Origin of the sequence: Streptomyces armeniacus (assembly GCF_003355155.1) — a bacterium.
Classification (GTDB): Bacteria; Actinomycetota; Actinomycetes; order Streptomycetales; family Streptomycetaceae; genus Streptomyces; species Streptomyces armeniacus.
This window is the reverse complement of record NZ_CP031320.1, coordinates 7,324,861-7,342,038: the sequence shown is the minus strand read 5'-3', so window position 1 is coordinate 7,342,038 and position 17,178 is coordinate 7,324,861. Positions and strand designations below refer to the sequence as shown.

The following is a 17,178-nucleotide window of genomic DNA, read 5'->3' as shown; positions in this document are numbered from 1 at the left end:
CGCTCACTTGTTCCCGGCAAGGGTGTACGTGCGTTCGTCCTCCGGGATGGGCTCGCTGCCGGGCGCGACCAGCGCGAGGCGTACGTGCTCCGCAAACGATTCGGCGTACGCCACCCGTTGGGCGTCGGCGGTGGAGAGGGCGAACGTGATCGGCACGCCCTCGCGCTCGCGCTCCCGGGTGCGGGCGTCGTCCTCGTCGTTGTCCTTGAACGGGGTCAGCTCGCCGACGTCGATGACCTCGGCGTTGTTGACGATCACCTTGGACTGGGAGGGCTGGGCCTTGCCGCCGGCGCCGCCGGTGCGGTCGCCCTCGAAGGTGGCGTAGATGTTCACCTTGCTGCCCGGGTTGATCTTGCCGGCGACGCCCGTCTCCGAGTCGATCATGATGGCGATCTCCTGCTGGCCCGGCTCCAGCGCCGGGCGGTCGGCCATCATGTCGGACTGCAGCAGCGAGCCCTTGCGGAGCGGGTTGACCGCGATCTTCCCGCGTAGCTTGCCGAGATCGGTGACGGCCGTGTCGGGCAGCCACCGCTCGGGCATCTCGATCTTCCTGAACTGGTCGCGGTCCAGCGGCTCGTAGGCCGGTATGTCGCTGCGCAGCTCGTACGCCGTCGTCTCGGGGCCGACCTTCGACTCCACGTTGCGGATCACCGTCAGGACGCCCGCGAAGGCGCCGACGGCGCACAGTGCGGAGACCACGATGAGGATGACGCCGCGGCGCTGGCGAGAGTTCATGGACGGGGGACCCCTTGATGGACGGTGACGGCGTTGCTGGGCTGGTCTGTTCGGCGAGGCGGGGGCTGGGCGGAGGGGCCCTGCGGGGACTGGGCGGACCGGTCCGGCTGGCCCTGTACGGACGGCCCCTGGGCGGACGTTACGGCCGTCCCCTGCGTGGTCTGCCCCTGCGGCGGCGGGGGCGCCTCCTGCGGCCTCGGCGGGCGCGGTGCCTGCGGGCGGGGGCCCTGCGGGCGCCGGTCCTGCGCCCGTACGGCCCGCGCCGCCGGATGCGACGGCTCCGGCGGCAGCGTGGCGGAGCAGAACGCGCAGCGGTCGCCGATGAGTTCGAGCCCGCACCAGTGGCACTCGTCGCGGCGTACGGACGCCACCAGCTGGTACAGCACCGACAGGTCGGAGATGGCCGCCGCGAACTCGACCAGCTTGCCCGTCCCCCACCAGCGCGCCGAGTCCTCCGGCAGATACGCCTCGTGGATGTCCGTGACGCGCCACTGCGCGGCGAGCGTACGCGTCACCCAGTCCGAGGTGAGCCCGCTGCCCGCGACGGTCAGCCGGGTGGCGTACTGCGGCCCCTCCAGGGTGCCTGCCTCGCCGCTGCCCCCGACCCGTACGAGAGCGGGCGAGGGCGCGGCCAGCACCCCGAACTGGGCGCCCGGCACCCACGACTTGGCGTGCGCGGTGAGCGAGACGGGGATGCGGTCGAGCTTGGCGACGGAGTTCAGCAGGGCGCCCGCGTGGATGTAGTGCCCCAGGAGGCGCGCGGCGGAGCCGAGCACGCCGGGGCTGAAGTCGCACAGCGACAGCTGCCGCAGCTGGCGCGCGAGCACCCCGGTGGCGAGCGGCGGCAGCTGCGTGGGCAGCAGCGCGATACGGTCGCTCTCCAGGATGGACCGGATGGTGTGCAGCCGGTGCAGGAACGGCGTGGGCAGCGTCGCCGGATAGACAGCGATGAGATACCCGTGCTGCTCCAGCAGCGTGTGCGTCTCGGTCAGCGCCGCATCAAGCGACTGCTCGCCGGGCGGCGTGAAGATGTGCGCGCGCGGCGTGTGCCGGTCGGGCGGGGACAGCATGTGCCCGTGGCTCGTGACCGCTAATGCAGTCGTCACGTCTCGGTCCCCCTGTCCACAACGGCGTTGGAACGAGTCTGCGGTGAGTGCTCGGTCCTGCTGTCCTGCTGGTCCGCCGTCCGGTACCGGAGCCCGACTGTCTGCGTACCCGACTGACGACATAACACCTTATCGGCGCGGCTCCTGACAGAGAACCGTTCTCTGCACACCACGTCGCCCCTCCCCTGGGATGTCCCCCACCACTTACCCCGTTGCGATCTGCGGTTAAGCCTGCGGATGTGCGCGGGGCTTGCGCGAGGCCTTGACAGAGTTATTGGTCTGGACCACTCTTCCGAGTCAACACGGCGGTGGCCACCGTTCCGTTCCACGTCAGTTCAGCGTCTCCAACCCCCCACTCCCCCCATGCCACGGAGGCAGCCAGTGCAACCCAGCACCCACACAAGACGGAAGCGGATACGCGGAATCGCCGGACTCTCCGGCCGCACCGCGCTGGCGGTGGCCGGTGCCGCCGCCCTGGTGGCGGCCGGCCTGGGCGCCATGACGGCGGGCGCCGCCGAGAACGGCTCCGACGAGCGCGGCGACCGGCAGACCGCCGAAGTACCCGCGCACGCGGTCACCGGCTACGTACAGAACTTCGACAACGGCGCCCAGAAGCAGCGCATCAGCGAACTGCCGGACGCCTACGACATCATCGCCGTCGCCTTCGCCGACTCGACCGCCACCGCGGGCGAGATCACGTTCAACCTCGACCCGGCCCTGGCCCCGTCGGAGGACGAACTGAAGGCCGACATCGCCAAGAAGCAGGAAGAGGGCAAGTCGGTCATCATCTCGGTCGGCGGCGAGAAGGGCAACGTCTCCGTCACCGACGACGCGTCCGCCACCGCCTTCGCGGAGAGCACGCTCGCGCTGATGGAGGAGTACGGCTTCGACGGCGTGGACATCGACCTCGAACACGGCATCAACGCGACGTACATGTCGAAGGCCCTCAAGCAGATCGCCGAGAAGGCCCCCGACATGGTGCTCACGATGGCGCCGCAGACGATCGACATGCAGTCCACCGAGACCGAGTACTTCAAGCTGGCGCTCGACGTGAAGGACATCCTGACCGTCGTCAACATGCAGTACTACAACAGCGGTTCGATGAACGGCTGTGACGGAAAGGTGTACAGCCAGGGCACGGTGGACTTCCTCACCGCCCTCGCCTGCATCCAGCTGGAAGGCGGCCTCGACCCCTCCCAGGTGGGCATCGGCACCCCCGCCTCCTCCCAGGCGGCGGGCTCCGGCTACGTGGAGCCCTCGGTCGTGACGGCGGCCCTGGACTGCCTCACGAAGGGCGAGAACTGCGGCGAGTTCAAGCCGGAGAAGACCTACCCGGGCCTGCGCGGCGCGATGACCTGGTCCACGAACTGGGACGCGACTGCGGGCAACGCATGGTCCGACGCGGTGGGCCCGGCGGTGGACGCGCTGCCGTAGGCACTGGCCGTACGTGTGGGTCCGGGTAATCCCTGATTTCGCCGAACCCTCACCGCTGTGCAAACGCGCCGTAGCGGCGAGCACAACCTGCCGCTACGGCGCACTGCTGCGCACCGTAGCGGCCCAACCGTGCCCCACCCGCGACGCGGCGGGGCAGCACCCCGGGCCGCAGGCCCAGGGGGAGGAATCACCAACCGCCGTACGGGCACGCGAGCGGCGGGGCAACGGCCGCCGCACCCGTCGTCTTCGCAGGTGTGGAGGCGTCTCGTATCCTGGCCCCTGCCATGTCAAGGACAAACGGGGGGCGGACGTGGAGCGGGGAAAGCTGATCGCGGACCGTTACGAGCTGATCGGCCGTCTGGGCCGGGGTGGCATGGGCGAGGTGTGGGCCGCGCGGGATCGCGTGCTCCACCGTGAGGTCGCGCTCAAGCTGCTGGATCTCGACGGGCTTGCCCAGGCTGACCTGCCCCGGCGGTTCGAGCGCGAGGCGGTCGCCGCAGCCCAGATCGTCCACCCCAACGTCGCCGCCCTGTACGACCGGGGCATCCACGACGACGTGCTGTTCCTGGTCATGGAGAAGGTGGACGGCCAGACGCTCACAGCACGTCTCCAGGCTGAGAGTCCTTTCCCCCTGACGCGTGCCGTGGCCGTCGCCAGCGGCATCTGCGCCGCGCTGGAGGCCGCCCACCGGGCCCAGGTCATCCACTACGACATCAAGCCCCACAACGTCATCCTCACCGGCGACGGGCTGGTGAAGGTCATCGACTTCGGGATCGCCGGGTTCGTCCAGGCCGCGTTCACCGTGGCACGCTCCTCCCAACTGGCCCCGGCCGGAACGCCGGAGTTCGGCGCACCGGAGCAGTTCCTCACGGAACGCGGCGACGAACGCTCCGACCTGTACGCACTCGGCGGGATGCTCTTCGCCATGCTCGCCGGCCGGCCACCCTTCGCCGGGCACAACAGCATCGCAGTCGTGCGGCGCAAGCTCGACGAGGAGGCCCCGCACCTCGACGCGTTCCGCCCCGGCCTGCCACCGGAGTTGACCGCGCTCGTCGCCGAACTGCTGGAGCGCGATCCCGACCGGCGCCCCCAGTCGGCACAGCAGGTCCAGCAGCGGCTTCAGGCACTCCTGACGTCGTGCGCGGCAGCGGAAGCTCCCACCGCGGCGATGCCCCCGACCCCGCCCACCCGTCTGATGGACGACGCCTCGCAGCGCGCGCCTCGGCCGCCCTCTCCCAAGTCCTGGGACCACGCTTCCACCGACGAGACGCCGTTCACCGCGGACGCCCTGATGCCGCGGCGGTTCACCAACGACCTGGGCATCGAGTTCGCGCGGATCGCCGAGGGCACCCGCCCCTCCCATGAAGCGGGCCCCAGCGACCTGGCCGAGGATTTCGCGCGCCGTGACTGTGCAGAAGTGGTCGTCGGCGTCTACGCGGAGCAGCCCGGTCCCCACGCCACGCCCGAGAACCCCGTCTACGTCTCCGTCCAGGTCTTCGCGTTCCCCGACGCGGCGACCGCCCGGGACGCGCACGGGTACCTGGGCGACGGGGGAGGGTCGTGGCGCCTCACCATCTGGAGCGCCCGCGACGGGGGCGGCCTCGCCCCCTGTCCCGACGAGGTCCGCCGCAGCTACCGCTGGCGGTGGTCCTGGCGCCAATACCGCTACCTGGCCGTGGCGCTGGCCTACCGCGCCGACCTCCCCAACGACAGCTCCATCGAACCCTGGCTCGCCGCAGCCGCCCGCAGGGCGGCGTACTCCACCGGGCCGAAGAACCACCACGGCGCCTAGGCCATTTCGGCAGACGCGGCATCCGGAAGACGCGCCATCCGGGGGCCTACCAAGGAAGCTCGCGGACCTGCTCCACGCACAGCACCACGAACAGCCCGCCCGAAAGGCCCAGCATCGTGTTGCTGAGCGGCCCGCTGCGGAACTCCCGCGGCGTGCGCTCCGTGTTGAGCAGCCACATCAGCGTCACCGCCAGGAACGGCATGAAGAACGCGCCGAGCACCCCGTACGCGATCACCAGCCCGAACGGCTGGTCCAGCCACAGCAGCATCATCGGCGGGAACGTCAGCCACAGCAGGTAGCCGCGGAAGGCCGGCGACCGCTCCTGCTCGCCGCGCGCGAGAACCTTGACACCGGCGGTGCCGCCCGCCCGCAGCCGGTCCATGAAGTCCGCGAACATCAGGCTGACTCCGTGCCAGACACCGACCAGCGACGAGAACGACGCGGCGAAGAAGCCGATGAGGAACAGCTTCGCGGTGAAGCCCCCGTACCGGTCCTCCAGGATCTCCGTCAGATCCACGAGCCCCTTGTCGCCCTCGGCGAGGGCGACCTGCCCGGCGTGGAGCAGTTCGGCGCCGACGATGAGCATGGCGACGACGAAGATGCCGGTGGTGATGTACGCGATCCGGTTGTCGAACCGCATCATGCGCATCCAGCCGGAGTCGGTCCAGCCCTTGGCGTTGATCCAGTAGCCGTACGCGGCCATGGTGATGGTGCCGCCGACGCCGCCGACGAGGCCGAGGGTGTACAGCAGGGAGCCGTCGGGAAGCGTGGGCAGCAGGCCCGCGAGCGCGTCGTCGACCTTCGGGGTGGCGCGGATCGCGACGTAGACGACGACCACGAACATCACGCCGACGAAGACCATCATGATCTTCTCGACCACGGCGTAGCGGTTGAACCACACGAACGCGAGGCCGAGCAGCCCCGTCGCGACGCCCCAGAACTTCAGCCCCGGCCCGTCCGGGAAGAGCGCCTGGAGCGGCAGACCGCTGGAGCTCATGGCGGTGGCGCCGTAGACGAAGCCCCAGATCACCACGTAGATCGCGAAGTAGACGGTGGTCCAGGGGCCGAGCGTGCGCCAGCCGTCGAACAGCGTGCGGCCCGTGGCCAGATGCCAGCGGCCCACGGCCTCGGCCAGGGCGATCTTGACGATGCAGCCGATGACGGCGGCCCACAGCAGGGTGTAGCCGAACTTGCTGCCCGCGAGCAGCGTGGACACCAGATCCCCGGCCCCGACGCCGGTCGCGGCCACGACGATGCCGGGGCCCAGCCGCCGCCAGCTGGGCTTCCGTACGACGGGCGCGGCGTCCTTCCCGACACCGCCGTCGCCGGAGTCCCGGCCCGCCGAGCTGCCACCCTTCGAGCTGCCACCCGCCGAGCCGTCGCCCGTGTCCGGAGCGCTGTCCTTAGCCATGTCCGCCTCCACACTCGTCCCCCATTGGCTGCTGCTCGGCGCATGAAACAGCGCGGCGACGATCAGCACAAGGGGTCGCGACGGGCGGCGCGACGGACGCCGCCGCGCCGCCGCCTCACGGAAGCGGAAGGTCCACGAGCATCAGGGCGAACACCGGCGAGTCGGGGAACGGGTGCCGCTCGCCGACCTTCCGGTACCCCCAGGACTCGTACAGGGCCTGGACCCTGGGGTGCGTCACGTCCACCAGCAGGGCCGCGAGGTCTTCGTCTCTGGGGGCCATCAGCGCGCGGTGGAGCTTCTCCGCCGTGCCCGTTTTCCGCCACCGCTCGCGCACCATCAGCTCCGAGAAGTGGAATGTGCGCGTCTTCTCCGGCGCCGGGTCCAGATGCTCCCGCCACCACTCGCGACCCTCGGTGCCGGGGGCGCCGTAGGCGAAGCCCACGGCCTTGTCACCCTCGTACGCGATCATGCAGGAGAACTGCGGGTGACCGCCCCAGTGGTCCACGAACCAGGGGAACTTCTGGTTGAACTCGTCGTCCATCTGGGCCGCGTAGACGTCGTCGTGTACGTCGAGGAGCGTCTGCCGGATCTCCGACAGGTCGTCGTGGGTGTACTGGCGCAGCTCCAGGGTGGAGGTCATCGTGCCTGGCTCCATTCCGATCGGTAGCGGTCCTTCCACTCCTGCGCGGTGACGGAGCCCGGGGCGAGAGTGGTCAGTTCGCGGTAGAAGTCCCCGAGACGGGAACGCATACGGCCCGGCAATGGACTGCCGTCCATCAGCGTGAACACCTGTGCCGCCGTGGCGCACGCCTGGTCGGTGTCGCCCTGGTGCAGTTGTGTCAGGGCGAGTTGGAGGGTGATCAGTGCCCGGTTCCGGCGGAACTGCTCCGGGACGGCGGCCAGAGCGCGGTGCGACGCCGCCTCAGCCCCGGCCGGGTCGCCCATGCGATCCCGCACGATGGAGGTGATCGTCAGCAGCTCGGACGGGCCGTAGAACGCCATCCAGGACGGGCGTGGCTCGTCTATGGACGCCTTCGCCAGTGCCTCTTCCGCGTGGCCGAGCGACCGCAGGGCGCCCTGCCGGTCCTCAACGCTGGACACTGCCGTACGCGCGTGGGCGAGAGAGGCGAACAGCGGGTCCCGACGCGTGACGGCAGTCTTCTGGGCAGCCTGGGCGGCGCACACTGCTTGCGTGTGGTCCTGCTGTTGACGGGCGGCCATGGCGTACAGGTTCCATACGTCCAATTCCGCGATGGAGTCCTGACCCATGCCCGCCAGACACAGGGCCCGGTGCAGGTGGCCCTGTGCGCGAAGGCCATTACGGGCGTCCACAGCCGACCATGCAGCGGCGGTGGTGTATTCGGCGGCCACGCTGAACAGGCGCTGCCGTACGCGCTGAGAGGCCGCCCGCTTCTGGAGCTCCAGCGCCTCGGCGGCGCCCGCCAGCGCGGTCCGCTCCATCTCCTCGTGCCCGCCCCTGGACTGGTCCAGGGTCGTGAGGGCATCCAGGCCGTCGCGGAGACGGATCACGTCGGTGGTGCCGACTGCGTACGGGCGGGCGGCAACGAGAGGCACGACGGCGGCCGTCGTGCCGGTGGCGACGGTGAGGAAGTTCCTGCGGTGCACCGGGTCCTCCGTCCTCGTAGGGCTCCGGCTGCCCGCCGGGGGCGTGAAGCCCAGTTCCTCGGACATACAGCCGAATACTGCCTCCAGGGCAGCACGTTGCCGAGGGTGAGGCCAGCGGGTCTTTCCGGTCAGCCAGTGGCGCACGGTGCGGTCACTGACGGTGCCTTCCCTGCCGAGGGACCGGAGATGGTCGTTCACCGCCTCCGCCAACTCGTCCTGCGTCAACCCCGCCTGGCTGAGCGCGTCTGCCAAGAGCGTGTTCGCCTCCACACGTTCAAGGTAGCGAGGCAGCGGGAGCGCCACGCCGGATAAGCGGCGAATTTCCGGTTACCCGGGGCGCATGTCGGCCTGACATTTCCTCACGGGCCCGTCACCCAACGTCGTTCACTCAGTGACGGGTCGTCACCGGAATATGCAGCGCGATGGCCTGTTGATGTGGTCCGTCTCCGCGTCCCCCGGCGGGGGCGGGCCGCGTCACTCGCTCACTGACGAGGGGTCTGAAGACCGTGACCACCACATCGCGCCCGACCGGGCCTCCCGGCTACAGCGAGTGTCTGCCGCGTAAGCCGCATAGCGCGGCCTCCGCCCGGCGGCTGGTCCGCGCTGCGTGCGTGGCGTGGGGGCTGGAGGAGTTGGCCGAGGACGGCGCCCTGATCGTCTCCGAGCTGGTGTCCAACGCGGTGCAGCACGCCCGGCGGGACACGATCCGGGTCACGGTCACGCGGCCCGGGGCGGCGCGCGTACGTGTCGGTGTCGTGGACTTGTCCAAGGCGCTGCCGGATGCCCGGGAAGCGCGCGCCGGGGACGAGAGCGGGCGCGGTCTCGCGCTCGTAGGGGCGCTGGCGGAGGAGTGGGGCGCCGAACCCCTGCCGTGGGGCAAGCGCGTATGGGCGGAGCTGCGGAGGGACGAGGAGTGAGCCCCGAGGAGAACCACGCGCGCAGCGCCGCCCGAGCCCACCTCTCCCAGCTGATCGGCATCTTCGGCTCGGACGGTTGCCTCCGGATCAACACGGCCCCCGAGCCCGAACCGTACGGTCCGCTCGCAACCCCCGAGGCGTACGAGCCGACGGCCCCGGAGGACGACGAGCGGACCTGACCGAATCAGGCGCGGCGAAGCTACGCGTCTGCCGCGCCGATCCGCACGTGCTGCCCGCCCCGGGTGACGGCGACGCGGTGTCGGCTGATGTCAGGCCGGCCAGCCGTGCGCCATGCCGCGTGCGCGGCGTACACCTCGTCCCACAGACGCCGGTCACCGTGCTGCGCGACAGCGAAGCGATCGCTGCGGGTGCCGTCGTAGTCGACGGAGGCCCAAGATGTGGCGGCGTCGTCGGCGAGCCACAGACGGGTGTGCACTCCGGCGGTGCCCGGGTCCGTGTCCCAGGAGTGCCACACGTCGGGGACGCGGAGCCCGACCGCGAACAGCGCGTTCAGGTCCTGGCCCGCGACGTGCCAGGGCGACAGGTCGGTCTCTCCTCGGTCGGGGGCGTCCTGGGGGTGAACGACGTCGGCCAGGGTGCTGACGGGGTGTTGGCCGCGCATGCCCATGTAGGAGCCGTACGCGTGCCATCGGCCCGAGGCGGAGACGTCGTCGTACCGGGTGAGTTCGAGGGTGCCGTAGACGAGCCAGGAGGTGGACCAGGGCAGTACCAGTCGAGCGCCTGCCCGTACCTGCTCCAGCCAGGCGGAGGGGACGGTGCGTACGGAGCAGGTGGCGATGATCCGGTCGAACGGGGCGCGGTCGGGTACGCCGTCGGCGCCGTCGCCGGTGATCACTCCGGGGTGGTACCCGGCCGCTGCGAGGTGTTTGCGGGCGCGGTGGGTGATGCTCTGATCGAGGTCGATGGTGGTGACGTTGCGGTCGCCGAGCCGGTGGCACAGCAGCGCGGTATGGAATCCGGTACCGGTGCCGATCTCCAGCACCCGCATGCCGTCGGCGAGTTCGGCCTGCTCGAGCATGCGCACCACCGTGCTGGGCGCCGACGCGGAGGAGGTGGGGGTCTGTGCGCCGTCCTCCTCCCGCTCGATCCGGGTGACGAGCGGAGCGTCGCTGTACGCCGCCTCCTCCCAGCGATCCGGCTCTCGTGCGCGGTCGCACCGGGTGTAGCCGCCGTGGCCGTCGCGCAGCCACAGCACATCGGGCAGGAAATCGCGCCGAGGCACGTCTCTCAGGGCTCGGGCCCACGGGTCCGGTACGGGATGCCCGAGCGCGGCCGCTACGTGGTCCGGCAGGGGCGCGGTCACTTCTGGTCCGGCTGCGGCTTCGGTTCGGGAGGAGGAACCGGCCGACCCGGCTGCTGTCCGTCGTCACCGATCGGCGACCTGTGTTTCATGCCCGGCACCTCCTCTTTCGCATGGCCTCGCATACGAGGGTGGAGCGTGCGCGTGTGGGCGGTCAACGGCGCTCGGTGGTACGGCCGGAGTGGCCGGGGGCGCGTACGGCAACGGCCACCCGCAGCCGCGACGCCTGGACCGTGCGACTGGAGGCGTGACTTCGGCACGTCGCGGCGCCTCGGCGCCGAGGGCGTGGAAACGAGGAAGGCCCCGCCTCGCGGCGGGGCCTTCCACACGCTTGCACCGTCACACGCCTGCGGCGTGCGTCGCCGGGACTACGGGCTGGGCAGCTCGCACTCCGGGAGGCTCAGGTCGATCTTGTTGCCGGTGGTGATGCAGTCCGCGAACAGGTAGACCTGCTGCGCGTACCCGATGCCCTCGTGGACGGTGACGTTGCCGTTCTCGTCCACCTCGCACGGGTTGTTGAGGGTGCACTCCTCGCCGTTCTCGTTGGTGGTGTTGTTCACCCCGACGACCTGGCCCGTGGCGTCGTCGACGAGCGGCGAGCCCGAGGTGCCGCCGATGACCTGGCACTCGGGGGTGTAGCGGATGGAGTCCTTCTGGGTCCAGCCGCCCTCCTTCAGCTGGTGGGCGAAGCCGTCGATCGCGCAGCTGTAGGTGTCTTTCCAGTAGCCGGAGACCACGGTGACGTTCGTGCCCTCCTTGGGGTGCTCGGGCGCGATGTCGAGCGGCTTGATGCCGTACTCGGACTCGATCTCCTCGTACGTCGTGGAGAGTTCGTAGATCGAGGCGTCCGTGTCGGTCATCGTCCCGTACGCGATCTTGGTGGCGTTGAGCGTGCCGACCTCGTTGGCTCCGGCGTCGAGGAGCGTGAAGCTGCGGCTGGACGGCTCGTCCACGACGACCGTGCCCGGGTCGGGCATGCCGCTCTCCAGGCAGTGGCCGTTGGAGAGGACCAGGGCGGGGTCGGTGGGCTGGGACTGCGGCACGCGTACGACGGAGCCGGAGCAGTTGCTCAACGCGACCGTGCCCGCGAAGTCCGGTGCGGCCTTCTGCTGCGTGGAGCCGGCCTGCTGCGTGGAGTCGGTGCCTGCCGCGTCATGGCTTGTGGCCGTGGCGGGACCGGCGGATACGCCCGTGAGGGCGGCGGCTCCGAGGAGCGCCGCGGTAAGGGCACCGACGAGAGGTCTTTTCATTGGTGGGGGTCCTCTCTGGGGAACCGAAGGTTGTTTCCCAGCCCCTTCACGCCACGGCGCACTGAAGCAGCCATGACAATCAGGAGTTGGGCCGCAGCAGTCTGGCACGCGGCGAGAGCGCGGGGTCAAGTAGACGAAACCGGCTCAAGTGCCGCGCTGTCCACCGTAAAAGGGTGTCCGCCGCCCGCATGCCGGACGATCCGGATCGCCGTTCACGCCGCCCATCGCTCTTCTCCTCCCCCTCCCGGTCGCGATAGCTTCGGCGTTGACTCGGGGTACCGCGGGGGAGCGCCGTTGACGACAGGACCAGGCCGGTGAGCGGTGTCGACTGGCGGTTCCGCGCGCTCGCGGCCGCGTACGCCGTGTCCGCGTACGGCAATTACCTCAATCTGATCGCGCTGAGCCTGTTCTCGTACGAGGTGACCGACTCGGCGTTCGGTGTCGGCGCGACGATGGCGCTGCGGCTGTTCTCCGGTTTCCTGGCGGGCCTCGCGTCCGGTGCGCTGCTGGGCAGGGCGACCCGCCGTACGGTGATGATCTGTACGGACGCCGCGCAGGCCGGGGCGATGGCCGTGCTGGCGCTGTTCGCCACGGACACGCCGCTGTGGCTGCTCGGCGCCGCCGTCGTGGTCCTGGGCGCGGGCAACACGTTCTTCTCCGTCGCGCTGCGCAGCGCGGTCCCGGTGCTGGTCGGCCACGAGTCCCGGGCCGGGGCGAACGGGCTGCTGGTCACGGCGCGTTCGGTGGCGACGGTGCTCGGCTTCGCGTCGGCGGCGCCGGTCATCGGGTTCGGCGGCTTCGGCACCGCGTTCGCCGTCAACGCCGCGAGCTTCGTCGTGTGCGGCGCCGTGGTGGTACTGCTGCGCCCCCGTACGGACTCGGAGGGCGAGGACGGCGGGGACGGCGGGGACGGCGGGGACGGGGCCCATGCCTGCGGCGTGGAACGGCGCCGCACCCACCCCTCCAGTGCCGCCCGCTCCTCCTCCGACAGAATCAACTCGGCCTTCGGCCGCCCAATACGCGCCACCAGGCAACCCTACACATCTGAACAGAATTCCCGACTCAGAAGACTAGGGCCTGTCGTCAAAGTAGCGCCGTCCGCCGAAGGCGGTGCCCACGGCGTCCGGTGCGTGCAGCTGCAAGGCGGAGTGCCGTCCTCGTAGTGGGCTACTCGGACGGTGCGACAACGCAGCAGATGTGCGTGCAGGGCGTCGCGGGCAAGGCGGGACTTTGACGACAGGCCCTACCGCCGACCGCCCACGACCCGAGGCCCCTCGGCGCCCGCCCATGCCGCCGGACCCTCGCCACGGGTGCCCGCCGCGGCGGCGGGAAGAGTTGGCGGCTCGCGCCGCCCGCCCAACAAGCCCCGAGCCGGGCGAAGCCCGTGCTCACGCCGCACAGTGCGGGCGCGGGCGCCAGACGCACCCACCCCAGGCGCAAAAGAGCCGGGCGCAGCCCGCTCCCATGCCGCCGGACCCTCGCCATCAGGGTTGCCCGCCGCGGCGGCGGAAAAGATTGGCGGGCCCCCGCACAGCGTGCGGGGGCCGCGGGGCGGGCGGGGGTGGCTAGGCCCAGAGCTGGCCCTGCAGGGACTCCACCGCCGCCTCCGTCGTCGGGGCCGTGTAGATGCCCGTCGAGAGGTACTTCCAGCCACCGTCCGCGACCACGAAGACGATGTCCGCCGTCTCGCCCGCGCGCTGCGCGCGGCGGGCGACGCCGAGTGCCGCGTGGAGGGCCGCGCCCGTGGAGACGCCCGCGAAGATGCCTTCCTGGGCGAGGAGTTCGCGGGTACGGGTGACGGCGTCCTCGGAGCCGACGGAGAAGCGCCCGGTGAGGACGGACTCGTCGTACAGCTCGGGGACGAAGCCCTCGTCGAGGTTGCGCAGGCCGTAGACGAGGTCGTCGTAGCGCGGCTCGGCCGCGATGATCTGGATGTCCGGGCGGTGCTCGCGCAGGTAGCGCCCCGCGCCCATCAGCGTGCCGGTGGTGCCGAGGCCCGCCACGAAGTGCGTGACGGACGGCAGGTCGGCGAGGATCTCGGGGCCGGTGCCCGCGTAGTGGGCGCCGGAGTTGTCCGGGTTGCCGTACTGGTACAGCATCACCCAGTCCGGGTGCTCGGCGGACAGCTCCTTGGCGACGCGTACGGCCGTGTTGGAGCCGCCCGCCGCGGGGGACGGGATGATCTCGGCGCCCCACATCGCGAGCAGCTGGCGGCGCTCCTCGCTGGTGTTCTCGGGCATGACGCACACGATGCGGTAGCCCTTGAGGCGGGCCGCCATGGCGAGGGAGATGCCCGTGTTGCCGGAGGTCGGTTCGAGGATGGTGCAGCCGTCGGTGAGACGGCCGTCCTTCTCCGCCTGCTCGATCATGTGCAGGGCCGGGCGGTCCTTGATCGAGCCGGTCGGGTTGCGGTCCTCCAGCTTCGCCCAGACGCTCACCTCGGCGGAGGGCGAGAGCCGCGGGAGACGTACGAGCGGGGTGTTGCCGACGGCCTCCAGCGGAGAGTCGTAGCGCATCAGACCGGCGCTCCGGAGCCGCCCCCGACGGGCGCGGAGCCGCCCGCGACGGCGGGGAGGATGGTGACGCTGTCGCCGTCCTTCAGCTTGGTGGCGATGCCGTCCAGGAAGCGGACGTCCTCGTCGTTGAGGTAGACGTTCACGAAGCGGCGCAGCTCGCCGCCGTCGACCAGCCGGGCCTGGATGCCCGCGTGGCGGGACTCGAGGTCCGTGAAGAGTTCGGCGACGGTGGCGCCGTTCCCGGTGACGGTCTTCGCACCGTCGGTGTAAGTGCGCAGGATGGTCGGGACGCGGACCTCGATGGCCATGGGTGTGCTCCTGTGGGAGAGGGAAGCGGGCAGGCGGGGTACGGCCGCGGTGCCGGGCGCGGGCCCGTCAGGCGGACGCTCAGGCGCGGGCGTGCGCGGCGGCACGGCCGCCGGGACACGTGGCGCTGGCGAGGCGGCACAGGTCGACGTGCAGACGCGCCGCTCCGCAGCCGAAGGCTCCGAGGAGAGCCGTCGCGGAGCGCGCCGAAGCGGGCAGCGTCGTGCCCGTGGTCTTCGAGAGTGCGCTCACGTCGTGGACAACCATGGGCTCATCGTAACGATTCCCGGACCGCGGAACCCGTCCCGGTACCAGCATGCGGACGCGGCCGTCTCAGTTCTCGTACGCCGGGACGGTCCGCACCTCCTCCTCGGTGACCTCACCGGCCTCGATGCGGAACGACCGGAAGGAGACCGGGCCTTCGTCGTTCCCGCACTCGGCGGTGGAGACGAGGACGTAGTGCGCGTACGGCTCGTTGGCCAGCGAGATGTCCGTACGGGACGGGTACGCCTCGGTGGCGGTGTGCGAGTGGTAGATGACGACCGGCTCCTCGTCGCGGTCGTCCATCTCGCGGTAGAGCTTGAGGAGGTCGGTGGAGTCGAACTCGTAGAACGTGGGCGACCGGGCCGCGTTCAGCATCGGGATGAATCGCTCGGGGCGCCCCGAGCCGGCCGGTCCCGCGATCACGCCGCACGCCTCGTCGGGGTGGTCCGCGCGGGCGTGCGCGACGATCCGGTCGTACAGCTCCTGGGTGATGGTCAGCATGGTGTGCAGCATAAGTCGGCACGTGACAGGGCCCCGCCCGCGCCCCCGTGGGGGTGCGGACGGGGCCCCGCCGCCGTACGGTGCGGCCGACCGGCTCAGAGCCGGCTCAGGCCCGGCTCAGGCCCGGCTCAGAGCTGCTTGGGCGCCCCCGCGCCCGCCCCCGCGTCGGGTGCCGCCGCGGCCCAGCTGGCCTCGATCTGCTCCTCGGACTCGCCTGCGTCCCGCCGGCGGGTGTACTCGAGGACCTTCTTCAGCTCCCGCTTGACCACCGGCATCAGGAAGTACAGGCCGATGATGTTGAACAGCGCCGCCGTGAACAGTGTCGCGTCCGCGAGGGACACCAGGGTGCCGAGGGACATCAGCGCACCCATGACGACGGTGAGGCAGAAGACGACCTTGTAGATGATCTCCGAGATCTTGTTTTCGCCGAACAGGTACGTCCAGCACTTCAGCCCGTAGTAGCTCCAGGTGATGAGCGTCGAGAAGGCGAACAGCACGACGGCCACGGTCAGGATGTTGGGGAACCAGGACATGGACGTCTCGAACGCGTCCGAGGTGACCGAGATGCCCTGGCTGGTGCTGCCGTCCACGGCCTTGCCGGCGGCCGCGTCGTCACGCAGCTTCTCGTACATCGGGCCGCCCGCGATGATGATGGTCAGCGCGGTCATGGTGCAGATGACGACGGTGTCGATGAACGGCTCGATCATGGCGACCAGCCCCTCCGTCGCCGGGTGCTTGGTCTTCACCGCCGCGTGCGCCGTGGGCGCCGAGCCGATGCCGGCCTCGTTGGAGAAGGCGGCCCGCTGGAATCCGACGATCAGTGCGCCGACCAGGCCGCCGGCCACGCCCTCGGGGTTGAAGGCCTCGCTGATGATGGTGCTGAAGGCACTGGGCACGTCACCGATGTTGAAGCCGATGACGGTCAGGCAGGCGATCACGTAGACGATGGCCATGGCGGGCACCAGGCGGGCGGTGACGGCACCGATGGAGCGGATCCCGCCGAGCAGGACGAGCGCGACCAGCACGGCGATGACCACGCCGTACACGAACCCGCCCGTGGACTCGTTGAAGAAGCTGTCGTCCTTGCCGGTCACGGCGACGAGCTGCTCCAGGGACTGGTTGACCTGGAAGAGGTTGCCGCCGAAGAAGGTGAAGAAGAGGAGCATGGCGCACGAGCCGATGGCCAGGACCTTGCCGAGGTTCGGCAGTCCGCGCTCCGCCATGCCCTTGCGCAGGTACTTCATCGGGCCGCCGGAGACGGTGCCGTCCTCGTGCACGTCCCGGTACTTCACGCCGAGAGTGCACTCCACGAACTTCGTGGCCATGCCCAGGAGTCCGCAGAGAATCATCCAGAACGTGGCGCCGGGACCGCCGATGGAGACGGCGATGGCCACACCGGCGATGTTGCCGAGCCCGACCGTGCCGGAGACGGCGGAGGTCAGCGCCTGGAAGTGGCTGATCTCACCGGGAGCGTCCTTCTGGTCGTACTTGCCGCGCACCAGGTTGAAGGCGGTCCTCAGATGACGTACCTGGGCGAATCCGAAGTACGTGGTGAAGATCGCGCCGGCCAGCACCAGCCAGCCCACGATGAGCGGGAAATCAGTGTCAAAGATGTGGACGTCGTAGAAGACGATCTCGCTCGCCTTCGTCGAGACGGGCTCGAAGAAGTCGTTGAGATTCTTGTCGACTTTGTCGGTCCAGGATTCACTCGCCATGGATTTCCTCTGGCTCTGCGGCTGCGGGGGAACGGTGAGCAGGAGACTCCCTGCCCGGATCAGCCAGGGCGACTTTTCCGGTGCCGGTCGGAGGACCCGGACACTGCGGTCCGGCTTGATGTCTCCGTGACTTTTCCTCGGGAGTTCCTATCACGCAGAGCTACCGGGGCCGTGTGTCGAAGTCCGCACAGTCCCATCACGTGGAAGTAACGGCAGTCGACCTTCCATGGCAATTCCGGCATTCCATCCGAAGAACGTGCGCCATGCACGATTAACGGGCACGG

The 17,178-nt window shown here is 70.2% G+C and carries 17 protein-coding genes; 5 read left to right on the top strand and 12 right to left on the bottom strand.

The genetic code is table 11. The annotated features are described in order from the left end of the window. Positions 1–3 precede the first annotated feature (3 nt). Positions 4–735 (bottom strand): Flp pilus assembly protein CpaB, encoded by a 732-nt coding sequence (cpaB, locus tag DVA86_RS31895; RefSeq protein ID WP_208883517.1) that lies wholly within the window; start codon positions 733–735, stop codon positions 4–6. Then, positions 732–1,841 carry a hypothetical protein gene (locus tag DVA86_RS31890; protein WP_245997418.1) on the bottom strand — a complete coding sequence of 370 codons (1,110 nt, stop codon included), beginning with the start codon at positions 1,839–1,841 and terminating at the stop codon, positions 732–734. The genes cpaB and DVA86_RS31890 overlap by 4 nt, the downstream gene beginning before the upstream one ends. Before the next feature lie 363 nt (positions 1,842–2,204). Here DVA86_RS31890 and DVA86_RS31885 point away from each other — a divergent pair, with 363 nt between their 5' ends. Continuing rightward, positions 2,205–3,275 (top strand): chitinase, encoded by a 1,071-nt coding sequence (locus tag DVA86_RS31885; RefSeq protein WP_208883516.1) that lies wholly within the window; start codon positions 2,205–2,207, stop codon positions 3,273–3,275. Between the two features lie 310 nt (positions 3,276–3,585). Beyond that, entirely contained in the window at positions 3,586–5,067 is a 1,482-nt protein-coding gene (locus DVA86_RS31880) for a serine/threonine-protein kinase (RefSeq protein WP_208883515.1), read from the top strand. Positions 5,068–5,113: 46 nt separating this feature from the next. On the opposite strand, the gene DVA86_RS31875 is transcribed toward DVA86_RS31880, so the two are convergent. The 3 genes from DVA86_RS31875 to DVA86_RS31865 form a co-directional block, all read right to left on the bottom strand. Next, the gene (locus DVA86_RS31875; RefSeq protein WP_208883513.1) at positions 5,114–6,478 is read right to left on the bottom strand and encodes an Nramp family divalent metal transporter; all 1,365 of its coding nucleotides are present in this window, start codon (positions 6,476–6,478) and stop codon (positions 5,114–5,116) included. Positions 6,479–6,593: 115 nt separating this feature from the next. Beyond that, entirely contained in the window at positions 6,594–7,118 is a 525-nt protein-coding gene (locus tag DVA86_RS31870; protein WP_208883512.1) for a GNAT family N-acetyltransferase, read from the bottom strand. Further along, positions 7,115–8,374, bottom strand: coding sequence for an NsdA family TPR-like regulatory protein (locus DVA86_RS31865; protein ID WP_208883511.1), 1,260 nt, complete (start codon positions 8,372–8,374; stop codon positions 7,115–7,117). Before DVA86_RS31865 ends, DVA86_RS31870 begins: the two co-directional genes overlap by 4 nt. 341 nt (positions 8,375–8,715) lie before the next feature. Between DVA86_RS31865 and DVA86_RS31860 the strand changes: the two genes are divergently transcribed. Then, positions 8,716–9,021 (top strand): ATP-binding protein, encoded by a 306-nt coding sequence (locus DVA86_RS31860; protein ID WP_425470949.1) that lies wholly within the window; start codon positions 8,716–8,718, stop codon positions 9,019–9,021. Beyond that, positions 9,018–9,200: a hypothetical protein gene (locus DVA86_RS31855; RefSeq protein WP_208883509.1), complete on the top strand. Its 183-nt coding sequence runs from the start codon at positions 9,018–9,020 to the stop codon at positions 9,198–9,200. The genes DVA86_RS31860 and DVA86_RS31855 overlap by 4 nt, the downstream gene beginning before the upstream one ends. A 20-nt stretch (positions 9,201–9,220) precedes the next feature. Here the strand turns inward: DVA86_RS31855 and DVA86_RS31850 are convergent, their stop codons facing one another. Together DVA86_RS31850 and DVA86_RS31845 are read right to left on the bottom strand one after the other, a co-directional pair. Beyond that, positions 9,221–10,264 (bottom strand): methyltransferase domain-containing protein, encoded by a 1,044-nt coding sequence (locus DVA86_RS31850; RefSeq protein ID WP_245997417.1) that lies wholly within the window; start codon positions 10,262–10,264, stop codon positions 9,221–9,223. A 446-nt stretch (positions 10,265–10,710) separates the two neighbouring features. Continuing rightward, a complete protein-coding gene (locus DVA86_RS31845) occupies positions 10,711–11,592 on the bottom strand; it encodes a S1 family peptidase (RefSeq protein ID WP_208883505.1) in 882 nt (293 codons plus the stop codon). A 314-nt stretch (positions 11,593–11,906) separates the two neighbouring features. Here DVA86_RS31845 and DVA86_RS31840 point away from each other — a divergent pair, with 314 nt between their 5' ends. Further along, the gene (locus DVA86_RS31840) at positions 11,907–12,755 is read left to right on the top strand and encodes an MFS transporter (protein ID WP_208883503.1); all 849 of its coding nucleotides are present in this window, start codon (positions 11,907–11,909) and stop codon (positions 12,753–12,755) included. A gap of 402 nt (positions 12,756–13,157) precedes the next feature. On the opposite strand, the gene DVA86_RS31835 is transcribed toward DVA86_RS31840, so the two are convergent. The 5 genes from DVA86_RS31835 to DVA86_RS31815 form a co-directional block, all read right to left on the bottom strand. Then, complete coding sequence (locus DVA86_RS31835) at positions 13,158–14,108, bottom strand: PLP-dependent cysteine synthase family protein (protein ID WP_208883502.1); 951 nt, start codon at positions 14,106–14,108, stop codon at positions 13,158–13,160. Beyond that, positions 14,108–14,416 carry a MoaD/ThiS family protein gene (locus tag DVA86_RS31830; protein ID WP_208883500.1) on the bottom strand — a complete coding sequence of 103 codons (309 nt, stop codon included), beginning with the start codon at positions 14,414–14,416 and terminating at the stop codon, positions 14,108–14,110. The genes DVA86_RS31835 and DVA86_RS31830 overlap by 1 nt, the downstream gene beginning before the upstream one ends. Positions 14,417–14,495: 79 nt before the next feature. Continuing rightward, the gene (locus DVA86_RS31825; RefSeq protein ID WP_208883498.1) at positions 14,496–14,681 is read right to left on the bottom strand and encodes a putative leader peptide; all 186 of its coding nucleotides are present in this window, start codon (positions 14,679–14,681) and stop codon (positions 14,496–14,498) included. 66 nt (positions 14,682–14,747) lie between these two features. Further along, positions 14,748–15,179, bottom strand: a complete 432-nt coding sequence (locus DVA86_RS31820; protein WP_208883496.1) for a M67 family metallopeptidase — start codon at positions 15,177–15,179, stop codon at positions 14,748–14,750. A gap of 128 nt (positions 15,180–15,307) precedes the next feature. Continuing rightward, positions 15,308–16,894, bottom strand: coding sequence for an alanine/glycine:cation symporter family protein (locus DVA86_RS31815; protein WP_208883495.1), 1,587 nt, complete (start codon positions 16,892–16,894; stop codon positions 15,308–15,310). Positions 16,895–17,178: the final 284 nt, after the last annotated feature.